Source organism: Macellibacteroides fermentans (genome assembly GCF_013409575.1).
Lineage (GTDB): Bacteria > Bacteroidota > Bacteroidia > Bacteroidales > Tannerellaceae > Macellibacteroides > Macellibacteroides fermentans.
Genome location: NZ_JACCCY010000003.1, coordinates 433117 through 452615, shown reverse-complemented (window position 1 = coordinate 452615; position 19499 = coordinate 433117). Strand labels below are relative to the sequence as shown.

14 protein-coding genes are annotated in these 19499 nt (G+C 39.4%); 6 read left to right on the top strand and 8 right to left on the bottom strand.

The window, feature by feature from the left end:
- From F5613_RS11290 to F5613_RS11275, 4 genes are all read left to right on the top strand, one after another.
- Nucleotides 1-1863: a GTPase domain-containing protein gene (locus F5613_RS11290; protein WP_179399824.1), complete on the top strand. Its 1863-nt coding sequence runs from the start codon at nt 1-3 to the stop codon at nt 1861-1863.
- A 77-nt stretch (nt 1864-1940) separates the two neighbouring features.
- On the top strand, nt 1941-3158 hold the full coding sequence (locus F5613_RS11285) for an IS256 family transposase (protein WP_179399823.1): 1218 nt from the start codon (nt 1941-1943) through the stop codon (nt 3156-3158).
- A gap of 436 nt (nt 3159-3594) precedes the next feature.
- Nucleotides 3595-4584: a nucleoside hydrolase gene (locus F5613_RS11280; RefSeq protein ID WP_179399822.1), complete on the top strand. Its 990-nt coding sequence runs from the start codon at nt 3595-3597 to the stop codon at nt 4582-4584.
- A 45-nt stretch (nt 4585-4629) separates the two neighbouring features.
- Nucleotides 4630-5907 (top strand): acetylxylan esterase, encoded by a 1278-nt coding sequence (locus F5613_RS11275; RefSeq protein ID WP_179399821.1) that lies wholly within the window; start codon nt 4630-4632, stop codon nt 5905-5907.
- 75 nt (nt 5908-5982) lie between these two features.
- Here F5613_RS11275 and F5613_RS11270 read toward each other — a convergent pair whose 3' ends face one another.
- The 4 genes from F5613_RS11270 to F5613_RS11255 all read right to left on the bottom strand — a co-directional run bounded on the left by F5613_RS11270 (nt 5983) and on the right by F5613_RS11255 (nt 11647).
- Entirely contained in the window at nt 5983-6513 is a 531-nt protein-coding gene (locus F5613_RS11270) for a hypothetical protein (RefSeq protein WP_179399820.1), read from the bottom strand.
- Between the two features lie 62 nt (nt 6514-6575).
- Nucleotides 6576-7760, bottom strand: a complete 1185-nt coding sequence (locus tag F5613_RS11265) for a 6-bladed beta-propeller (RefSeq protein ID WP_179399819.1) — start codon at nt 7758-7760, stop codon at nt 6576-6578.
- Nucleotides 7761-7850: 90 nt separating this feature from the next.
- Complete coding sequence (locus F5613_RS11260; protein WP_179399818.1) at nt 7851-10241, bottom strand: TonB dependent receptor; 2391 nt, start codon at nt 10239-10241, stop codon at nt 7851-7853.
- Between the two features lie 245 nt (nt 10242-10486).
- The gene (locus F5613_RS11255) at nt 10487-11647 is read right to left on the bottom strand and encodes an ISAs1 family transposase (RefSeq protein WP_179398492.1); all 1161 of its coding nucleotides are present in this window, start codon (nt 11645-11647) and stop codon (nt 10487-10489) included.
- Nucleotides 11648-12599: 952 nt separating this feature from the next.
- On the opposite strand from F5613_RS11255, the gene F5613_RS11250 reads away from it, so the two are divergent.
- Nucleotides 12600-13559, top strand: a complete 960-nt coding sequence (locus tag F5613_RS11250; protein ID WP_179400024.1) for an SMP-30/gluconolactonase/LRE family protein — start codon at nt 12600-12602, stop codon at nt 13557-13559.
- A gap of 103 nt (nt 13560-13662) precedes the next feature.
- Entirely contained in the window at nt 13663-15837 is a 2175-nt protein-coding gene (gene rnr / locus F5613_RS11245; protein ID WP_179399817.1) for a ribonuclease R, read from the top strand.
- Between the two features lie 100 nt (nt 15838-15937).
- On the opposite strand, the gene F5613_RS11240 is transcribed toward rnr, so the two are convergent.
- The 4 genes from F5613_RS11240 to porX are packed head-to-tail and all read right to left on the bottom strand — an operon-like array spanning nt 15938 to nt 19453.
- Complete coding sequence (locus F5613_RS11240) at nt 15938-17227, bottom strand: MFS transporter (RefSeq protein ID WP_139376559.1); 1290 nt, start codon at nt 17225-17227, stop codon at nt 15938-15940.
- Nucleotides 17228-17248: 21 nt separating this feature from the next.
- A complete protein-coding gene (locus F5613_RS11235) occupies nt 17249-17461 on the bottom strand; it encodes an immunity 17 family protein (RefSeq protein WP_079682392.1) in 213 nt (70 codons plus the stop codon).
- Nucleotides 17462-17465: 4 nt separating this feature from the next.
- On the bottom strand, nt 17466-17885 hold the full coding sequence (gene tsaE, locus F5613_RS11230; RefSeq protein ID WP_079682393.1) for a tRNA (adenosine(37)-N6)-threonylcarbamoyltransferase complex ATPase subunit type 1 TsaE: 420 nt from the start codon (nt 17883-17885) through the stop codon (nt 17466-17468).
- 14 nt (nt 17886-17899) lie between these two features.
- Nucleotides 17900-19453, bottom strand: a complete 1554-nt coding sequence (gene porX / locus F5613_RS11225) for a T9SS response regulator signal transducer PorX (protein ID WP_179399816.1) — start codon at nt 19451-19453, stop codon at nt 17900-17902.
- Nucleotides 19454-19499 lie beyond the last annotated feature (46 nt).

The window sequence follows — 19499 nt, the reverse complement described above, 5'->3', positions numbered from 1 at the left end:
ATGTCAAACGAACAGATCCTGAATCGATTACATTTATTGTTAAACAATTCTTTCTTAAAGAATGAAAGCCAATTGCAAAACATATCTTCTTATAACTCGTGTAATTTTCAAACAAAATTAATTAAGGCTTTTGATTTAAAGTTATCGGAATCCGAAATCCCTGTAGAGAAGTTTAAAACAATAAGTGACATAATTACTTTTATTATTTTAGTTCAAAACAGAGTGTCAAATACAACGAATAAAGATAAACAAAATAATAATCTTAAAGTTGATAATGGATTATTTTCAGATTCATTAATCCAAACAGAAAAGCAGTTAAATGAAAAGATTCTGAAGTGGCTGCAATTATTATTTGGCAATTCTTTCATAAATAAAAATAGCCAATTGCGAAACATATCTTCTTATAACTCGTGTAATTTTCAAACAAAATTAATTAAGGCTTTTGATTTAAAGTTATCGGAATCTGAAATTCCTATAGAAAAATTCAAAACAATAAACGACATAATTACTTTTATTACTTTAGTTCATAACGGAGAATTCAATACAACGAATAACGATAATGATGCGAATAAAGTCAATTCAACAAGGGTGAATAGATCTTGTCCTGAGGAAAATACCCAGGTCAATGAGCAATTAAATATTATTGTGACGGGTAAATCAGGAGTGGGTAAAAGTTCATTTTTAAATTATCTTATTGGGGAAGATCTTTTTATGACTGGAGTTGGTGAGCCGGTTACGCAACAGTATTTTGAAAATAAAGAATATATTTCTCCTAATAATGGTGTAAAATATAACTTGATTGATACGAAAGGAATTGAACCAACAACTACTGAAGAGCATAGAGAAAAACTTTTAGAAAATATTAATGCAAATGATTCCTCGGATAATGTCTTTCAATGGATTCATGTTGTTTATTATTGTTTTTCTGCTTCGAATAAAAGAATAGAGCCATTTGAAATTAATTTTATTAAGGAATTAAAAAAAACGGTTTCTGTAGTAATACTTCTCACAAAAAAAGACTTAGTGTCTGAAACGGATTTGAATGCTATTAAAACTCAGGTTAAAAATGAGTTAGGTACCTCTATTCAAGTAATACCAGTATGTAGTGTTGAAAAGATTACTAGAAGAGGAAGTTCAATTCCATCAGGAAAGGATGACGTTCTGAAAGCTAGTTTTCTTGGCCTTTGGAGTAAGTTGTCTCGAGTTCTTCCGAGTAGAATTTGGGATTTTTTTATTGAAAAAGAAGTAATATTAGAGTTAGATTCATATTCTGAAGAATCTTCGGACGAATATTACGAAGATGAAACAAATGGCACCCTCTCATTTGCAAAATTAGCAGATCTTCCGAGTTTATCAGATCTTCAATTGATAGTTTTGAACGAGCGTGATTTATGTAAATTAAAGATAATTCTTAACGGAATTGCTGATTTGGTTACATATTTTAAAAATAATATTCAATATCGATCGAATGAGTATTGGGATAGTTGCCAAAAGCTTCAAAATCAAATATTTGAATTCTATAATAAAGTTAATAAAGAAAAACCCCAAAAATTATATAGTCATAAATCAGAGGATTCTATTCAAAAAATAATACTTGACTTTGAAGAAAGTATCGATATGGTATACAAACACATTAATTATGTAACGGATGAAATAGACAAAATTTCTGATTCGACAATAGATTGGATTTTCAGTTCAGATAATAGAAATGAAACGCGAGATGCATATAGAGAACTAACTTATTGTTTGAGTGATTTTTGTCGTGAAATAATAAATAATTTATCCGACTTTGAAAAAGTATATGAAGCAGAATTATATCAATTTGGACAGTGTTGTATTAGAAATGATGACTATGAATTATAGTTAATAAATTGTGTGAATTGAGCCTTTAAGTGGAGACCGTAATTTGAACTCTGTCCAAAAACAATTTACTTTGCATTATGGATAGAAACAGTCAAGAGTACCAGTTAATGCGAGACAAGGCATTAGCACAACTTCGCAGTGGTGAATCACTCACAGGAAAGGATGGCGCCTTTGGCCCCTTATTAAAAGAGTTTTTAGAAGCCGCTTTAGACGGAGAGATGTCCTCTCATCTGGATGAGTCAGAGCGTCAGATTGGCAATAAGCGTAATGGCCGAGGCAGTAAGCGCGTTAAAACGATGGCCGGGGAGATTGAGATAGTGACTCCCCAGGATCGCCACAGCAGTTTTAATCCGGAGATTCTCAAGAAACGGGAGACGATTTTGGCAGATAATATGTCCTCCAAAATTATCAGTTTGTATGGCATGGGGATGAGTCTGAGAGATATTTCCACTCATATAGAGGAAATGTACGATGTGGAGATTTCACACAATACCCTTAGCGAAATAATAGACCGGATCGTTCCCAAGGTAAAAGAATGGCAAAGTCGCCCTTTGGAGAATATGTACACCATTCTATGGTTGGATGCGATGCACTATAAAGTAAAAGATGGAGGCCGAACCGAAAGCAGAGCAGTGTATAATGTATTGGCCATCAACAAAGATGGCCGTAAGGAGCTTATAGGTATGTATGTTTCCGAAAGCGAGGGAGCTAACTTCTGGTTGAGTGTTCTGACCGATCTTAAAGCACGGGGGATGAAAGATGTTTTGATTGCTTGTATTGATAATCTAACGGGGTTCGCAGAGGCCATCAGCACAATTTTCCCTCATGTGATTATACAGAGTTGTATTGTTCACCAAATCCGGAACTCATTGAAATATGTTGCCTCAAAAGATCAGAAAGAGTTTATGTCTGATTTAAAGACAATCTATCAAGCCCCTACGCTTGATCTGGCGGAATTGAATTTTGATAAACTACAAGATAAATGGGGTAAGAAATATCCTGTAGTCATGGATTCATGGAAAAGGAATTGGGACAAGCTTACATCCTATTTTGCTTATGATGAACAGATTCGAAAACTAATTTACACCACTAATGCCGTAGAAGGCTTCCATCGTCAAGTTAGAAAAGTGACCAAGACAAAGGGCGTTTTCCCTAATGACATGGCCTTGATGAAGTTGATCTACCTGGCCGTTATAAATATCTCAAAAAAATGGACACAGCCTCTTCATAATTGGGCATTGACAGCCGGTCAATTGCGGATTAAGTTCGGTGATAGAATGCCATTGGATATATAATCCATTTTTCTTCCCGGTTTTTCAAACGCAAAGAAAAGGCTGTTCCCGGTAGTGAGCAAGGGTATATAAACGGCTCGTTCCTCACCGCCCTTGCACACTACCAATAACAGCCTTAAAAAGCATTTGTAAATCCAAAAAGAAAAATTATATTTGTAGTGATTTTCCTAGAATATGAACCAGACAGAGTTTAAATTACACTCCCTTTAAGTGTGATCAATAAGTAATCTATACCAAAATGGATTTACAAGGAAGCCATTCGGAAATCATTTCCGGAGGCTTTCTTTTTTTATTCCTAGGCCATTTTACATATAGTCGGTAGTTCTTTTCACTTCGCCGTTTATATATGTAACTTGTTATTTAGAAATAAATACTTGTTCAATAAATAAATCTTCTGTTACTTTGTGTAATCTAGAATATTATAAGGAATCACTGATATATGAAAAAAAGTATCTTTCTTATCCTATTATTGTGTTGCGTTGTGTGCCATGGAGAAAATAGACCGGTCAATTTGATTTTTGATACAGATATGGCTCCCGATTATGATGATGTGGGAGCTCTGGCTATGCTTCATGCGATGGCCGACCTGGGTGAGGTGAACATATTGGCAACCGTTTCATCTAATAAGTGTGAAACGGCAGTTCCTTGTATTGATGTTATAAATACTTATTTCGGACGTCCAGGTATTCCTCTGGGAGCTGTTAAAGGAGAGGCGCCTGACAGAACTACCTGGCATAAAGGTCTTAGGTGGACGGATGAGTTGCCTTCCAGATATCCTCACCGGATAAAATCTACTTCGGCTTCGGACAATGCGGTAAACGTATACAGGAAGGTCTTAAGTGGCATGCCCGATGGCAGTGTGACGATTGTAACAGTCGGATTCTTTACCAATCTTAAAAATCTGCTTCTCTCCGGGCCCGATCAGATAAGTCCGCTTACAGGAAGAGAACTTATAAAAGCTAAAGTAAAGCAATTGGTGTCCATGGCGGGTAAATTTCCCGAGGGGAAAGAGTTCAATGTAGAAGTAGATGCCAAGTCGTCTCAACAAGTATTCAGCGAATGGCCAACTCCCGTTCTCCTTAGCGGGTTTGAAATAGGCGAACAAATTCTTACAGGAAAACAATTGGCTGCATCAAGGCAGATCGGAAGCCCGGTAATTGATGCATTCGCCATGTGCCTGCCTCAAGACGACCCAAATGGACGAAACAGCTGGGATCAAACCGCTGTTTTAGTGGCAGTGAGAGGTGCAGGCGACTATTTTGATATTGAACGGGGTACAATGACAGTAATGGATGATGGAAGCAATCGATGGGAAAAGTGCGCCGAAGGTATGCATGCCAGATTGTTATTTAAAATGCCTAAAGAGCAGTTAACCGGAATCATCGAAGATATGATGATGCATAAACCGCTGTCCCAATTGAAACAATGAAGTTCTTTAAGATAATCTTATATTAAAACATAAATGAATAATTCTATGAAAAAGCTTTTAATTCCATTTCTCGTGTTGTTTTTATTGATGCCTTTCGGCATTGCACTGGCTCAGCCTGCACAGAAACTGATTAGTGTGGTTATATCTCCCGATCATTCCAACTGGGAATATAAAATTAAACAGGAGGCGAAATTTTCCGTGCAGGTTTTTAAAAGTCAGGTTCTTTTGGATAATGTGACGGTCGACTATGAACTGGGCCCGGAGGCATTTCCCTCTGTTAAGAAACAGAATGTGGTTCTGAAAGACGGTAAGACTGAACTGAAAGCCTCCTTGAAGGAGCCGGGCTTTCTTCGTTGCCGTGTGGTTGCAAAAGTAGATGGTAAAGAATACGAAGGATTGGCAACTGTAGCCTATGAAGCAGAAAAGATCCGCCCTACCACCCCCGATCCGAAAGACTTCGATCTTTTCTGGAGCAACTCGATTGATGAAGCACGTAAAACGCCGCTTGATCCTACCATGGTGTTGGTCCCCGAAAAGTGTACCTCTTCGCTTAATGTGTATCATGTAAGTTTTCAGAATGACATGAGAGGTTCACGTGTATACGGTATGCTTTCCGTTCCGGTGAAGCCCGGTAAATATCCGGCTGTTTTATTGGTACCGGGTGCAGGCATTCGTCCCTATGGAGGTTCCAATATGGGTGAAGATATAATCTCTCTTGAAATAGGTATCCACGGAATCCCGGTTAATTTACCTCAGGAGCTCTACAACAGTCTTGCTTCAGGTGCCTTGCGCAATTATAACGGGATTAACAAGAACGACCGCGACAATCACTATTACAAACGGGTGTATCTTGGATGCGTAAGAGCTGTAGACTTCATTTATTCGTTGCCTGAGTTTGATGGAGCAACGGTAGGAGTAACAGGTGGTAGTCAGGGAGGAGCCTTGTCCATCATTACAGCCGGACTGGATTCCCGAATCAAATTCCTGGCTGCATTCTATCCGGCACTAAGCGATTTTGCAGGATACCTGAACAACCGGGCAGGTGGTTGGCCACATTATTATAAGAATACCAAACCTCAGCCAAACGAAGTAGAAACACTTTCTTATTTTGATGTTGTGAATTTTGCCAGTAGAGTAAAAGCACTTGGATGGTACAGCTGGGGTTATAACGATGTGGTTTGCCCTCCCACATCTATGCATGCAGCTTATAATGTTATCAAAGCCCCCAAAGATCTTCATCTGTACCTTGAAACAGGCCATTGGACTTTCCCCGAACAGAATTCAGCCCGCATATCCTGGATCAGAAATCAGTGTAAAAAATAAATAGTAACAGATAGACATTAAAGGCCGGTTCAAATTTGATTGAGCCGGCCTTATCTGTTTTTCTTGTAGTTCGGATTATTGTTGAAGAGATTCCGCTTCTCCATACATTTCAAGCTTCTTAAGCCTTTTAACTAATTTGACAGTCTCTCTGTGGAAAAATAAATTATAACATCGTTTTACTAGTTCTGCATCATCTGTTAAATAAATTTCGACCCAATTTATCTCTTTGGGATTCCCTGGTCCATAATAATCTTTTACAGTTTTTTTATAAACGTATCCGATTAAATATACATACTCTTTTTTATCACCAGTCATTGAAACCCAAAGGCATGTTGAAGATTTATGGTCATTTACAAAAAGGCTTGGAGAGCAACCTTCCTGTATTTTATTGCGACCCTCTATTTGTTCAATCCAAGGGAACTTTTCAAATTCTAATATAAAATCCTCGAGTCTTATCTCTCCTTTTTCATCCAGTTTTTCATAATCATATCCTGCAAGCTGAACTTCCCATGTAAATTTGTCAACAATATTATTGGTCTTTGAGTTTTCAATGTTACAAGAGGTAATCATTAAAACTATTGTCAAAAAAGTTAATGTATATTTCATCGCTATATTTTTATAATGTATATCTATAAATCTTTTCTTCTATGAATCATTTGTTATACTGATCATTGTTCCCAGAAATTAGTCTGTTTCTTATGCTTAATCAGCATTATCACAGGGTTTGAATCCTCATTCAATGTTGCAGCAATTTTATTCAGTTTCCCTTTCAGCTCCCCATTATTATAGGATTCTATGAGCTGGTTCGCATCTAAAGCTTGCCAAGATTCGATTTCGTGATTTACAGGTCTTAACCAGTTCATGTATATCTCTTTTTTGATTGTATAGTCGCCATTATAAACTGTATAATTGAAAAATGCTTTTTCCTGCCTGTCGTACATGAAAAAAGTTCTAGAAAACCCTTTTCCTGTACTAAAATCAAATACATTTTTAATTGTTTCCATAAAATAATAACGGTCTGAAAAAAACCTTAATATAAGAAATACCTCCGGATTCATAGTTTGGATAGAAGGAGTTCTTACTAAAAGCGGATATAAACTATAATCTGGAGATAATGTATATACGGTATCGGATGAAGTTTCTGATAATATCCAATTGCCTTTGAAGGTTATAATTCTACGATAAGGCCCCGGGGTCTTTATATAAATATGTTCTTCATCTCTTGTTTGCTGTAATAGTAGTATTTTCTTTTTAAAGGGAATTTTGATTTCTTTGGTAATACTGCCATCCTTTTTTGAAATAAGAACAAATGGAATTTTTTCATTGTATTGGTCATAACAAATCAGATTACTCTTGTCATAATTAAATATGTCGTTATAAAATAAAATCCCGTTACCTTTTTTGTGTTGAAAACTCCGTTTAAAGTTTCCATATAAGTCATATACATGAATTTTTTGGAGAGAGATGTCGTTAATAAACATTTCTTCGTTCTCCTCATCTAAAGTAATATTAAAACAACTAATGTATTCTTCACCTCCTTGGCCTCTACGGTTTATTTTTCTTAATGCATTTCCGGTTCTGTCATAAACAAAAATATCCCCATCGTCTTGGTTGGTTACCAATATTGTCTTTTTGCCTATATCATGCACAACACCTCGATTAAGAAAGTCATCTTTTGTTTCCAAGGCAACATATTCCACATCCATAAAATCCTGAAGAATCAATTCCTTTTTGGACGAAGGAGCTTTCGTAATGTCAACAACGATTATATCATCGCTAATAGATTGTTTTTGCCCGCATCCAGCCAAGCCTGCGAGCAAAGCGATTACCAATACTAATGTTGCCTTTTTCATGTTTTTGGAGTTGTAATTAATAGATGATATTCAGAGAGTTAATAGATTTTCTTGGCACTCTTATGAGTGCTAAAGGCTAAGCCAATAAATCTATTTATCTTTGTATTCATAATATTTCTGAATACTTTGAACTTGTTTTGTTGTCACTTTTTTACCTCCATTGAAATTATATGTTATTCCGATTGATATACCTGTTTGGCTTGTGAGATACCTTTTCTTGGAAAGTACATCCGGGGTATCGATTATTATCTGTCTGTTACGGGCAAGAGCTGTAAAGTTAAGACTTGCCAGTAGCTTTTCTTTTAGCAGATATTTATACACTTTACCGTATAATCCATAGACCGCTTTATAGGTACGCTCTTGCGATTTGTAGGTCGGCTCTAAATATGCTGTTAAATTACCACCCCACCCAGAAAGGGTATTAAATGTATTTGTTAATAATACATAGGGTTTCCATGCAGCGGTATTGATTTCTAGTCCCTTATATCTCATCCACTCTAACCTTAAATTACCCTTTATACTCCACCACTGTGATATTTTAAATGTACGGTCTGTAGCAAAGCTATGTCCGTACATACGCCCGTTGTTTACAGGCATAGTATAAGTTACTAAAGGATTTTTCTCGTCGACGAATGTCTTGTAATACAATAAATCGTTTCCCGAAACAAATAAATAGTTTAGATTCCATTTGCTTTTATATGCCGTTCCAAGCATAATTATATGAAAATTGACCGGTTTAATATTTACATTACCCTTTGTGTATGAATTTTCATTATTATACACAATAACAGGAGTTATGGCATTATATGGTATCGGATCCATGTCTCGTTGATAATTTAGGTTAATGTATGTACCATCCTGAGGATTAATATTGTACATTAAGCTAAGAGAGGGGTAGAATCCAAAATAAGTACGTAAGTTTGTTTCGTATATCTTTTTTGAATGGTAACTTATTTTATTTTGTTGAATTCTATAGCCGGCTTTATATTTTATTTTCTTGCCAATTGCAGAGGAATACGACATATATCCTGCATACTTTATTCCTTCCAACATATAATTATCGCATAAATCAGTATCAGCAATCCATGCATTATTTATTAAATGTTGATAATCCAATTGTTGATCAGATTTATTCAGGCTGTAGTTTGCTCCAAAATCTAACTGACCTTTCTTCCCAATCATAATTGCAAATCTGGCGTCAACTTCATACATATCGGTTTTATTGTCTATATCATTTTGGGAGTATTTATTAGTTTCTGATTCACTATTAATTCCATATCTATAAATGCCGTTTTGTTGGATTTGATTTGAAAAATTTAGATAATCAGCAATAAGTTTGAAGTTGGATCCTTTAGAATCAATCTGCCAATTATAATTCAATGCCAATTGATATTGCCTGTTCTTTGTATCATTGTTAATATCCGAGCCAGTTGAATTCGTAGCAGTCTCGTTACTATTTTTTACGATAGAACTGGAGTGTTGAATTGGAGTTGCATCAGCAATACTTAATCTTCCATTAATGCCAATACTATGCATTTTATTCAGTTCATAGGATAGGCTTAACCTGTCAGAGAAGCTTTGCTTCCATCCTCTCTCCTGAGTTCTCATCGTTATATTCTGCTCCAACTGCTTATAGATTGAGCTGATTTCATACGTATCTGTCTGTTTGAAATCATTATAAGACAGATAATTATAGACACTTAGTCTCTTATACGCATAATTTACGGACGCATTTATATTATCTGAGTAATGCCCTTCGGTAAGAAGAAGAGCATAGTCGCCGGATACTGCTCCATAGTATCCTCCATTAACTAGCTTTTTGAGTTTAATATCTATAATTCCACCTGTACTTCCTGCATCTTCTTCGCTTCCTGAAAGATATATAATTTCAATTTTATCAATATTATCAGCCTGTATAGCATCCAGTTCTTTTCGATCTCTTAGCTTACGTCCATCTATATAAATTTGAGAGACGTCTCTTCCATTTAATTTTAAAACTCCTCTTTCGTTGGTGATCCCGGGCATTAGACCAAGAACTTCCGTTGTATTATTTCCTTTGACTATTGGATTCCCCTGCAATGAAACAATGTATCTGTCTGGTTTATGCTGAATTGCATTGGCGGTAACAATAACAGCCCCTAATTCATTGATATTCTCTTCTAAAACAATTGGAGATAAGGCCATATTGTCTTTAATTACAACGTCTACATGTTTACGTTTAAACAGCAAATGAGTTATTTGCAATGTATATCTGCCGGATGATAAATTGTTGATTTTAAATTTTCCATCCTCATTGGTGATACTACCTCCTATATAAGTTGAATCAATTGCAGATAACAGAGTTACCGTTGCGTAGTTAATGGACTGTCCACTGGTATCATGCAAACTACCTTCAATAGAATACCTGACATTTGAATCTGCCCAGATATATAGAGTTGAATGCAGCACTAAAACGAAAAGAATCAGTCGTTGTAGTTTCATGGTTTGCAAGGATTAAGTATGGATGTTTTTTTATTCATACATGCAGATTAACAAAAGTCCTTCAATATTTTTCTCAAATATATAATTAATTCTGTGGGGTTAGGTAATTAATCTATTAAAATTGGTTAATAAGCTGTTAAATAGATATCATACGGCAATGCTGCATTATATTGTAACTTCCTGTTAATCTATTAAGTCCGCTTCCTGTATACTTTAATTTTTTTGAATTAAGCAGGGCAGACGCATTAAAATTTCTCCACAGAAAGTATGCTTTGGAGAACGTCGTCAGACCATCCTGCTGATTTTCTTTTGCGAGCAATGCTACTTTTACTTTCATAGTGCTTTAACATAGATAAAGCTGTTTTAGAGACAAGCGAAAAGTTGACGGCAGCATTGTTCTTCTTTCTTCCGTAATCTTCATTAAACGAGACATCCAATTGCCAGTGTAAATTATTTTCCACAGACCAGTGTTTTCTGACAGAACTAGCGATTAATTCAGCATCTAAAGCTAATGAAGAAATATAGTATCTGGTTTCTTTTTGTTTACGAGGGCCTTTTTCGCCTGGAACGGTACGCTCTGTAATGACACAGGCAAATGTTTTCAAACCAGCCCATTGAGTGAAGTCTTTAGTATTTAACCAGTATAGGTTGTCACAGGCTATGCAAGTTCTTTTTTCCAAACGACCATGTCCAGTCTCGCTCTTCTCGTAAACGCTTACCCGGTTGGGCTTCTCAGCACTCCAAATGGTGAAAAAATGTTCTATTTCTTTGTATAAATGCATATGGTTGTTTTTCACAGCCAAAACGTAATCAGCTTCTTTGTCTATTATTTTAGATGCTATTGTCTTTTGACATCCCATAGCATCAATAGTGATTATACACTCTTTAATATCTAATGCTTCCAATAGTTCGGGGATAGCGGTAATTTCATTGGATTTTTCTTCTGTCTTGATTTGTCCAAGGCTTATTCCATTGTCTGCGGCCCAGGCACTTACCATGTGAAGTTTATATTTGGGACTCGATGGTTTTAAGTAGGTACCTCTGAATAATTTAGCCTCTTCAGACTCATATGCTCCGCATATTGTTTTGCCGTCGATAGCAACCACGCCTTTATACTTGCCACATATGGATTTAACCCATTCTCTGAATTGATTTTCAAAATATGAGGTATCCAAGACTGTGAAAAATCGGTTAAATGTATCATGTGAGGGTATTCCATTAAAAGAAGGGATCGTACGAGAGAAGAAATCAATTTTACAATGACCAAAGTCTTCTATTTCATTCCATGTCTCGGCCCCGCAAATAACGGCAGCTAACGTAATATAAATAATAGTTTCTGCAGAGTGAACCTTATTTCTGTCAAAACGATAATCTTCGATACTTGAAGCAAAAGCAAGCAATGTCATATTTTATGTATTTAAACTATTGATAATAAGGTAAATATACGATTTTTTACTGAGATATCAATGAGTTTAAGTGATTATTTTGAAGATTTATTATCTTTCTTTTCGTAGTTGTAATTACCGTTTTTGGGCTCTTTTTAGTAATGTCAATATGACTTCAAACTGAACTTAAATATTCTGATTAAAGTTTTAACTTAACAAAGTTGTCGTAGCAAAAAGATACATCCAATTTTTAGAGACGGTTATTATTTTTAAAGCAAATTTTATCACATACAATATGTACGATTAATATTAAATATGGCTATTTTAATCTTATTTTAAATTGACGATGTTTTGATACAATAAATTATGAACGTCAGATATGCTATGTTTAATATATTGAATATCTGCATTATATATATACACATTAAGTAATAATCCTTACTCTTTTAGCTCTAAAATAATATGCGTCTGCCCTGTTGAATTAAGGCAATTAATCGTTGGACCATGGTCCAACGATATCTCAACCTTGGTCCAACAATAAGTAGACCATGGTCCAACGAAAACTTGACCATGGTCCAACGATTAGTATCCGGCATGCAAAATACTAATTGTATACAGGAAAATGAGTAAAGATCGGTATTGAAATGCCTTAGAGTAAGTATAGAAGGAAAAAATGGTTATAATCTGATAAAATTACAACCTTCGGGATGGGAGGGGGCTGCCTTCGGGTTAATGAGAGATGACAGATACATGATAGATGAAAAAAGGGATCTGTCATTGCCGGAACCCCTGTAAATACAGGGAAAAACGACGAAAAATGAGAGATGACAGATGGTTTGCGCATAAATCGGTTTTATTTGATTGGAGCAATTATTTGAGGGGCATTGTGCATTATCTGTAAACCTATCTCTTTGTTGGAAAGAAAATTACTATTTTTGTTTTACTAAATGAATTAAATATGAAAACATCCGCTATGTTAGATTCGTTGACTTCGCTGGCTTTGGCCTTACCTGCCTTTTGTTTCTTGTTTCTTTCGTCTTGTTCCGGAAATACGCTCACAGAAAAGCCTGTTGTTGCCTTTGAAGCGAAAGCGACTACCGGCGAAGGCAGTATATGGCATCCGGAACGTAAGTCGCTTTTCTGGGTGGATATCGAGGGTAAGACCCTGTATGAATATTTACCCGGGTTGGAGACTTGCAATACCTGGACATTCGATCGGATGGTGTCTACCGTAGTGCCCGAAACGGATTCAACCGTGGTGGTTTCGTTACAGAATGAGATTGTACGTGTTAATTTGATTACAGGAGCTAACGAACATGTTGCCTCTATCGATGATGTGGCTGGTACGGTGCGGTGCAACGACGGGAAGTGTGATCCGGAAGGCCGTCTTTGGGTCGGTACCATGGGATTCGGAGCACCTAAAGGTGCCGGTAAGTTGTATACGGTTACACGGGATGGCGTTGTTACTGTGAAACTGGACAGCGTTACAATTTCGAATGGCATTGTGTGGACGGCCGATAAGCGGTTTATGTACTATAACGATACGCCAACGGGTAAGGTTGCCCGGTATAAGTATGATGCTTCCACCGGGAATATCGAGTTTGACGGGATTGCTGTTACACTGGCCGAAGGAACCGGCTCTCCGGACGGGATGACAATCGACCGCAACGGTAACCTCTGGGTGGCTCAGTGGGGTGGATATGGAGTGTATTGTTATAATCCGCAGACTGGCGAGTTGCTCAAAAAGATTGAATTGCCCGCTCCCAATGTAGCTTCGTGTGCTTTTGGAGGAGAAAATCTGGATATACTTTATATAACGACCGCCCGTGCCGGATTGTCGGAAAGCGACCTGGCCAAGTACCCGCAGAGCGGCAGCTTGTTTGTATGTAAACCCGGAGCAGTGGGGGTAAAAGCTACTAAATTCTCGAAGTAACGGTTTGTTTATCCAATTTAGGTGGCTCAACGATACTTTTTCGGATTTATTTGTTTACTTTGTATACAGGTAGCCTGCGCTGCCAATTTAAATGAAGAATAAGATGAGAAAGAAATCAGGAAAAAAAGACAAAAACGAAAAGACGGAGAATAAAGGTTCGGGAAAGCGAATGAAGAAACAGGCAATGGTGCAGGCTGTAATAGCGGCTTTCCAGGCATCTCCTAAAGAGTCTTTTAACTATAAGCAGATAAGTAAGATTCTGGGGCTGGAGGCTCAGGTCCAGAAATTGATGATTGTGGATATATTGTACGACCTTGCAGCCGACGATTTTATCTCTGAGATTGATCGTGGCCGCTATCGTTACAACGGAATCGGAACGGTTGCCGTAGGAACTTTTTCACGCAGAAGCAACGGCAAGAATTCATTCCTGCCCGAAGATGGCGGTACGCCGGTATTTGTAGCAGAACGTAATTCGGGCCATGCAATGACGGGCGACAAGGTGAAGGTTCAGCTGTTTGCCAAAAAGAAAGGAGCGGAGCAGGAGGCCGAAGTACTGGAAGTGCTGGAAAGTGTGGAGAAGACGTTTGTTGGAAAATTACAGGTGGCCAAAGGGTTTGCCTTTTTGGTTACGGAAAATAAAACATTGGCCAACGATATCTTTATCCCCAAAGATAAATTAAAGGGTGGAAAGAACGGCGACAAGGCCATTGTTCGTATTGTCGAATGGCCCGAGGGTGCTAAGAATCCACTGGGTGAAGTGGTTGATATTTTAGGGGTAGCCGGACAGAATGATGCGGAGATGCATGCTATCCTGGCGGAGTTCGGGTTGCCTTATAAATATCCGGAGAATGTAGAGAAGGCTGCCGAAGATATTTCGGGCGAGATAACGGAGAAGGATCTGGCCGAGAGGGAGGACTTCCGCGATGTGCTTACTTTTACGGTGGACCCTAAAGATGCGAAGGACTTTGATGATGCACTTTCGTATCGCAAATTGCCTTCCGGACTGATTGAGATAGGAGTACATATTGCCGATGTTACGCATTTTGTAAAACCGGACAGCATCATTGACAAAGAGGCGCTGAGCAGGGCTACAAGTGTTTATCTGGTAGACCGTACCATTCCTATGTTACCCGAACGGCTTAGTAACGGACTTTGTTCGCTTCGCCCCAATGAAGAGAAATTCTGCTTCTCGGTGGTGTTTGAAATGACTCCGGAGGCTGTTGTAAAGAATTCGCGCATTTGCCGTACGCTGATTAAAAGCGACCGGAGGTTTACCTACGAAGAGGCACAGGAGATTATAGAGAAAGGAACCGGCGAATGTGAAGAGGCTATTCTTGCCATGGATGGTTTGGCCAAGAAGTTACGGGCCAAACGGTTCAAGGATGGAGCTATTGCTTTTGAGCGTTACGAGGTGAAGTTCGAGATTGATGAGTATGGCAAGCCGTTGAGTGTCTACTTCAAGGAATCGAAAGATGCCAATAAGATGATTGAGGAGTTTATGTTGCTCGCAAACCGTACGGTTGCCGAGTTTGTAGGCAAAGTGCCTCAGGGGAAGACCAAGAAAACGTTCGTGTATCGTATCCACGATTTACCGGATCCCGATAAGATGGAGAATTTTGCCTCTTTTATTCGTCGTTTCGGTTATAAGCTGAAAACGGACGGAAGCAAGACGGATGTTTCCAAGGGTATTAACCATTTGCTGGATGAGGTACAGGGAAAACGCGAGGAGAACCTGATCGAGACAGTAGCGATACGTGCCATGGCTAAGGCTGTATATTCTACCGAGAATGTGGGGCACTACGGACTGGCGTTCGATTATTATACGCACTTTACCAGTCCCATACGCCGGTATCCGGATATGATGGTTCATCGCTTATTGGAGCGTTACCTGGCTGGCGGCCGGAGTGTGGTGAAAGCCAAATACGAGGATTTGTGCGAACATTGCTCCAGTATGGAGCAGGTGGCAGCCAATGCCGAAAGGGCTTCTACGAAATACAAACAGGTCGAGTTTATGAGTGATAAGCTGGGCATGGTATACGATGGTGTAATTTCGGGTGTTACCGAATGGGGACTGTACGTAGAACTGAATGAGAACAAGTGCGAGGGATTGGTGCCTATACGTGATCTGGATGATGATTATTACGAATTTGATGAAAAGAATTATTGCCTGATAGGAAGACGTAAGAAACGTCAGTATCGTTTGGGTGATCCGATTACGATCAAGGTGGCTCAGGCTAACCTGGAGAGAAAGCAACTCGACTTTGCGATGGTGGACTGATCCGGAAAGCTGATACTACAAAATAATGAGGGATGTCTTTAATTTAAGACATCCCTCACTGTTTTATGATTTGAGTAAAGTGGCTGGTATTTGCTTCGCCCTATTTTCTTGGAGCCAAAAATTTATGGTAAGCCATCAATCCGAAGATGGTAACCAGTCCGATTCCGGAGAATATGAGCCAAAGCATGTCCGGCTGGTTGAGCTCGTCTACATAATGTACATAGAGTTTAGCTCCCAGAATTCCACCGATACCGCTTCCTATCACTCCATATAGAAAAGAGTAGCCCAGATACAACGCTTTTTTATCTTCGGGGGCTATCAGACCTACATAGGAGATAAACTTGGGGTGAGCCACCATTTCGCCAATGCTGAAAATAAAGATTCCGGCAATAAATATCCACACACTGGTTGATATAGCCAGGCAAGCCATTCCGGCGGTAGCAATAAGCAATCCGGTTATCATAGTGGGTAGTGCCGGCGTATGCTTTACGATGGAAGATACTACCAGCTGCAACGAAATAATGGCAAAGGCATTGATCACGGTTACGTGCTCTGCATCGAATTTCCAGTCGGGATTCTCGGTAAAGAGACCCAGAAACCTATTTACGACCTGATTCACAGGAGTAACGTCTACATGTTCCGTAAGATACCATAATACGGTGTCGAACATCTGAAAATAGAGAATCCAGAATCCGCTGTATATTAGGATCATGGACATAAATCGGATGTCTTTAAGCACCAGGACCACATTCTTGAGCATATCGCTCACTTTCCCTGCAACAGCCGGACGGGCCGGTTCTTTGTACACGAAAAGGTTCAGAAAGAACAGCCAGCCGGTTCCCACCGCTGCCATAATAAATATGTAGTTCCAGGATATCGCCTTCAGATAAGGTACCAGCAACAGCGGGAAAATAAAGGCTCCCAGGTTGATGGACCAGTAGAAAATACCAAATCCGAGGGTGGAGTTGCTTTCGTTTGTTTCTCTGGCAATGGTGCCCGAAATGATGGGTTTGAAGCAGCCGGCTCCCACCACCATCAGCAGAAGACTTGCGAACACAAAGGTGTAGGTTGTGCTTAAGCTGGTAAGGAAATAGCCGGTAGACATCACGAGAAAAGCAAAGGTAAGCACCTTCTTATATCCGTATCTGTCGGCAATCGCCCCCGAAAGTATGGGCAGGATGTACAGAAGCGGTGTGATGGTGCTCTTTATAACACCCACACTCTCTTTCGAAAATCCTAATCCGCCCTGATCGATACCCAGTACCAGATAGACGGATAACACAGACATAACGCCGTAGTACGAGCCCCGCTCGAAGAGCTCCATGAGAATGACAGTCCAGAAGTTCCGACTAAACGAACGTATACCTCCGGTGTTTTTTGTTTCTTGCATGCTAATTATTTGATATGAATTTTACCAATAGAGTAAACCGCATACCCCACAGGCAATGAGTGCCAACCCAAGGAGTCCATAAAATATACGGGCTCCTTGACGGCCGAATAATTTAATGAACGTGGCAGCTCCACTGGTTTTGAAATACCAATCGATGTTCAGGATGGCTGCTGTAAGTGAAAACAGTCCCAATGCGATAAAGATTACCAGGATAAAATACTCTGAGGGGCCCATGGTCTTAGTTTATTTCTACGGTACGTGTACCGTCCGGGTTTTCTTTGATTGTAACCTCCACTACGTCGCCCGGCAACAGGTCTTCGATCTTCTCGGGCCATTCGATGAAACAAAGGGCGCCCGAATAGAAGTAATCTTCTGTTCCGATATCTTCGGCTTCGCTCAGTTTGTTGATGCGGTAGAAATCAAAGTGATAGATAAGCTCGCCGGTAGTTTCGGAACGGTATTCGTTGATGATAGCGAATGTGGGGCTGTTGATAACATCCTCAACGCCAAGTTCTTCACAGATGGCCTTGATGAAGGTTGTCTTACCTGCGCCCATCTGACCATGAAAGGCAAATACCGTACGATCGTCCATTGCCGCCAGAAAAGCCTTTGCCGATTCGCGGATAGAATCTAAACTGTTAATCTGAATAGTTGTCATCTTTTTTTATACTGTTATCTTTTGGGATCCAGCACAACGAAAGGTATTATCATCTCCTCGAGTGAGATACCTCCATGCTGAAAGGTGTTTTTATAATATGAAACGTAATAATTGTAATTATTCGGATATGCCATAAAACTATCGTTCATGGCGAAAATATATTTACTGCTGATGTTGGGAGAGGGGAGTCCCGCCTTTCCCGGATCATTAATTTCAAACACTTCGCGCGGATTATAGTTCAGCGTTTTTCCCACTTTATACCGTAAATTGGTAGTAGTATGTTTGTCGCCAATCACTTTTACCGCTTCGTTTACCCTGATTGTACCGTGGTCTGTAGTAAGAACTACCTTATAGCCCTTCTCTGCAATCCGTTTAAAAAGCTCGAGGGTGGAAGAGTGCTGGAACCAGGAGCGGGTAAGACTCCGGTAGGCTGCTTCGGTCTGCGCCAGTTCGCGGATGGTTTTACTTTCAGTACGGGCGTGCGAAAGCATGTCCACAAAATTGAGCACCACTACGTTCAGTTGGTTGTGAAGCAACTGGGGCAGGGAGGATATTAGCTTTTCGCCATGCTCGGAGTCGTACACCTTGGTATAGGAAAATGAATATTTTTTGCGGAACCGCTCTATCTGTGTCTGAATGAGCGGGGCTTCGTTCAGGTTTTTACCCTCTTCGCTGTCCTCGTCCACCCATAGTTCCGGAAACATCTTGGCTATCTGCTGAGGCATAAGTCCCGAAAATATGGCGTTACGCGCATATTGGGTTGCCGTGGGAAGGATGCTGTAATACAGGGATTCGTCGTAGGTGTAGTAATCGGCCAACAACTCTTTTACAACGCGCCATTGGTCCAGCCGGAAATTATCGATAAGGATAAAGAATAATTTCTCTTCATTGTCCAGCATCGGGAATACCCTTTGCTTGAATAGATCCGGACTCATTTCGGGCCGCTTGGCAGAATCCTGCATCCATCCCAGATAATTCTTTTTAATGAATTTACCGAAAGCCTGGTTGGCTTCCTGCTTTTGCATACGCAGCATGTCGGTCATCGGTCCCTGTCCGCTTTCCAACTCCAGTTCCCAATAAACCAGCTTCTTGTATACCTCCACCCAGTCGTTTGCCGTAAGCGAGTCGTTTATCTGCATGCCGATCCGGTTAAATTCCTGTTGATAACCAACCGTTGTGGTTTCGGAAATAATAACCTGCTGGTGCACATTCTTTTTTATTGAAAGAAGTAATTGGTTGGGGTTGACAGGCTTGATCAGGTAATCGGCAATTTTATTGCCGATTGCCTGGTTCATGATGCTTTCTTCTTCACTTTTGGTTACCATTACAACCGGTACGGATGGTGCAATCTCCTTGATGAATACCAGCGTCTCAAGCCCTGTAAGTCCGGGCATGTTCTCATCAAGGAAGATAATATCGAAGGTCTGCTCGCGACAATAATCAATGGCATCTTGTCCACTTACTACAGGTACGACTTCGTACCCTTTGTCTTGCAGGAACAGGATGTGAGGTTTTAATAGATCAATCTCATCATCTGCCCATAAGATTCTGTCTTTCTTTGCTGCCATTGTTAACCGTTATATTGTTGTCACAAATGTACGTAATTTGTCGGTA

Excerpts from the sequence above, each read along its gene's own strand:
- F5613_RS11290 (WP_179399824.1), top strand. The coding sequence starts at position 1 with ATGTCAAACGAACAGATCCTGAATCGATTACATTTATTGTTAAACAAT.
- F5613_RS11285 (WP_179399823.1), top strand. The coding sequence starts at position 1,941 with ATGGATAGAAACAGTCAAGAGTACCAGTTAATGCGAGACAAGGCATTA.
- F5613_RS11280 (WP_179399822.1), top strand. The coding sequence starts at position 3,595 with ATGAAAAAAAGTATCTTTCTTATCCTATTATTGTGTTGCGTTGTGTGC.
- F5613_RS11275 (WP_179399821.1), top strand. The coding sequence starts at position 4,630 with ATGAAAAAGCTTTTAATTCCATTTCTCGTGTTGTTTTTATTGATGCCT.
- F5613_RS11270 (WP_179399820.1), bottom strand. The coding sequence starts at position 6,513 with ATGAAATATACATTAACTTTTTTGACAATAGTTTTAATGATTACCTCT.
- F5613_RS11265 (WP_179399819.1), bottom strand. The coding sequence starts at position 7,760 with ATGAAAAAGGCAACATTAGTATTGGTAATCGCTTTGCTCGCAGGCTTG.
- F5613_RS11260 (WP_179399818.1), bottom strand. The coding sequence starts at position 10,241 with ATGAAACTACAACGACTGATTCTTTTCGTTTTAGTGCTGCATTCAACT.
- F5613_RS11255 (WP_179398492.1), bottom strand. The coding sequence starts at position 11,647 with ATGACATTGCTTGCTTTTGCTTCAAGTATCGAAGATTATCGTTTTGAC.
- F5613_RS11250 (WP_179400024.1), top strand. The coding sequence starts at position 12,600 with ATGTTAGATTCGTTGACTTCGCTGGCTTTGGCCTTACCTGCCTTTTGT.
- rnr (WP_179399817.1), top strand. The coding sequence starts at position 13,663 with ATGAGAAAGAAATCAGGAAAAAAAGACAAAAACGAAAAGACGGAGAAT.
- F5613_RS11240 (WP_139376559.1), bottom strand. The coding sequence starts at position 17,227 with ATGCAAGAAACAAAAAACACCGGAGGTATACGTTCGTTTAGTCGGAAC.
- F5613_RS11235 (WP_079682392.1), bottom strand. The coding sequence starts at position 17,461 with ATGGGCCCCTCAGAGTATTTTATCCTGGTAATCTTTATCGCATTGGGA.
- tsaE (WP_079682393.1), bottom strand. The coding sequence starts at position 17,885 with ATGACAACTATTCAGATTAACAGTTTAGATTCTATCCGCGAATCGGCA.
- porX (WP_179399816.1), bottom strand. The coding sequence starts at position 19,453 with ATGGCAGCAAAGAAAGACAGAATCTTATGGGCAGATGATGAGATTGAT.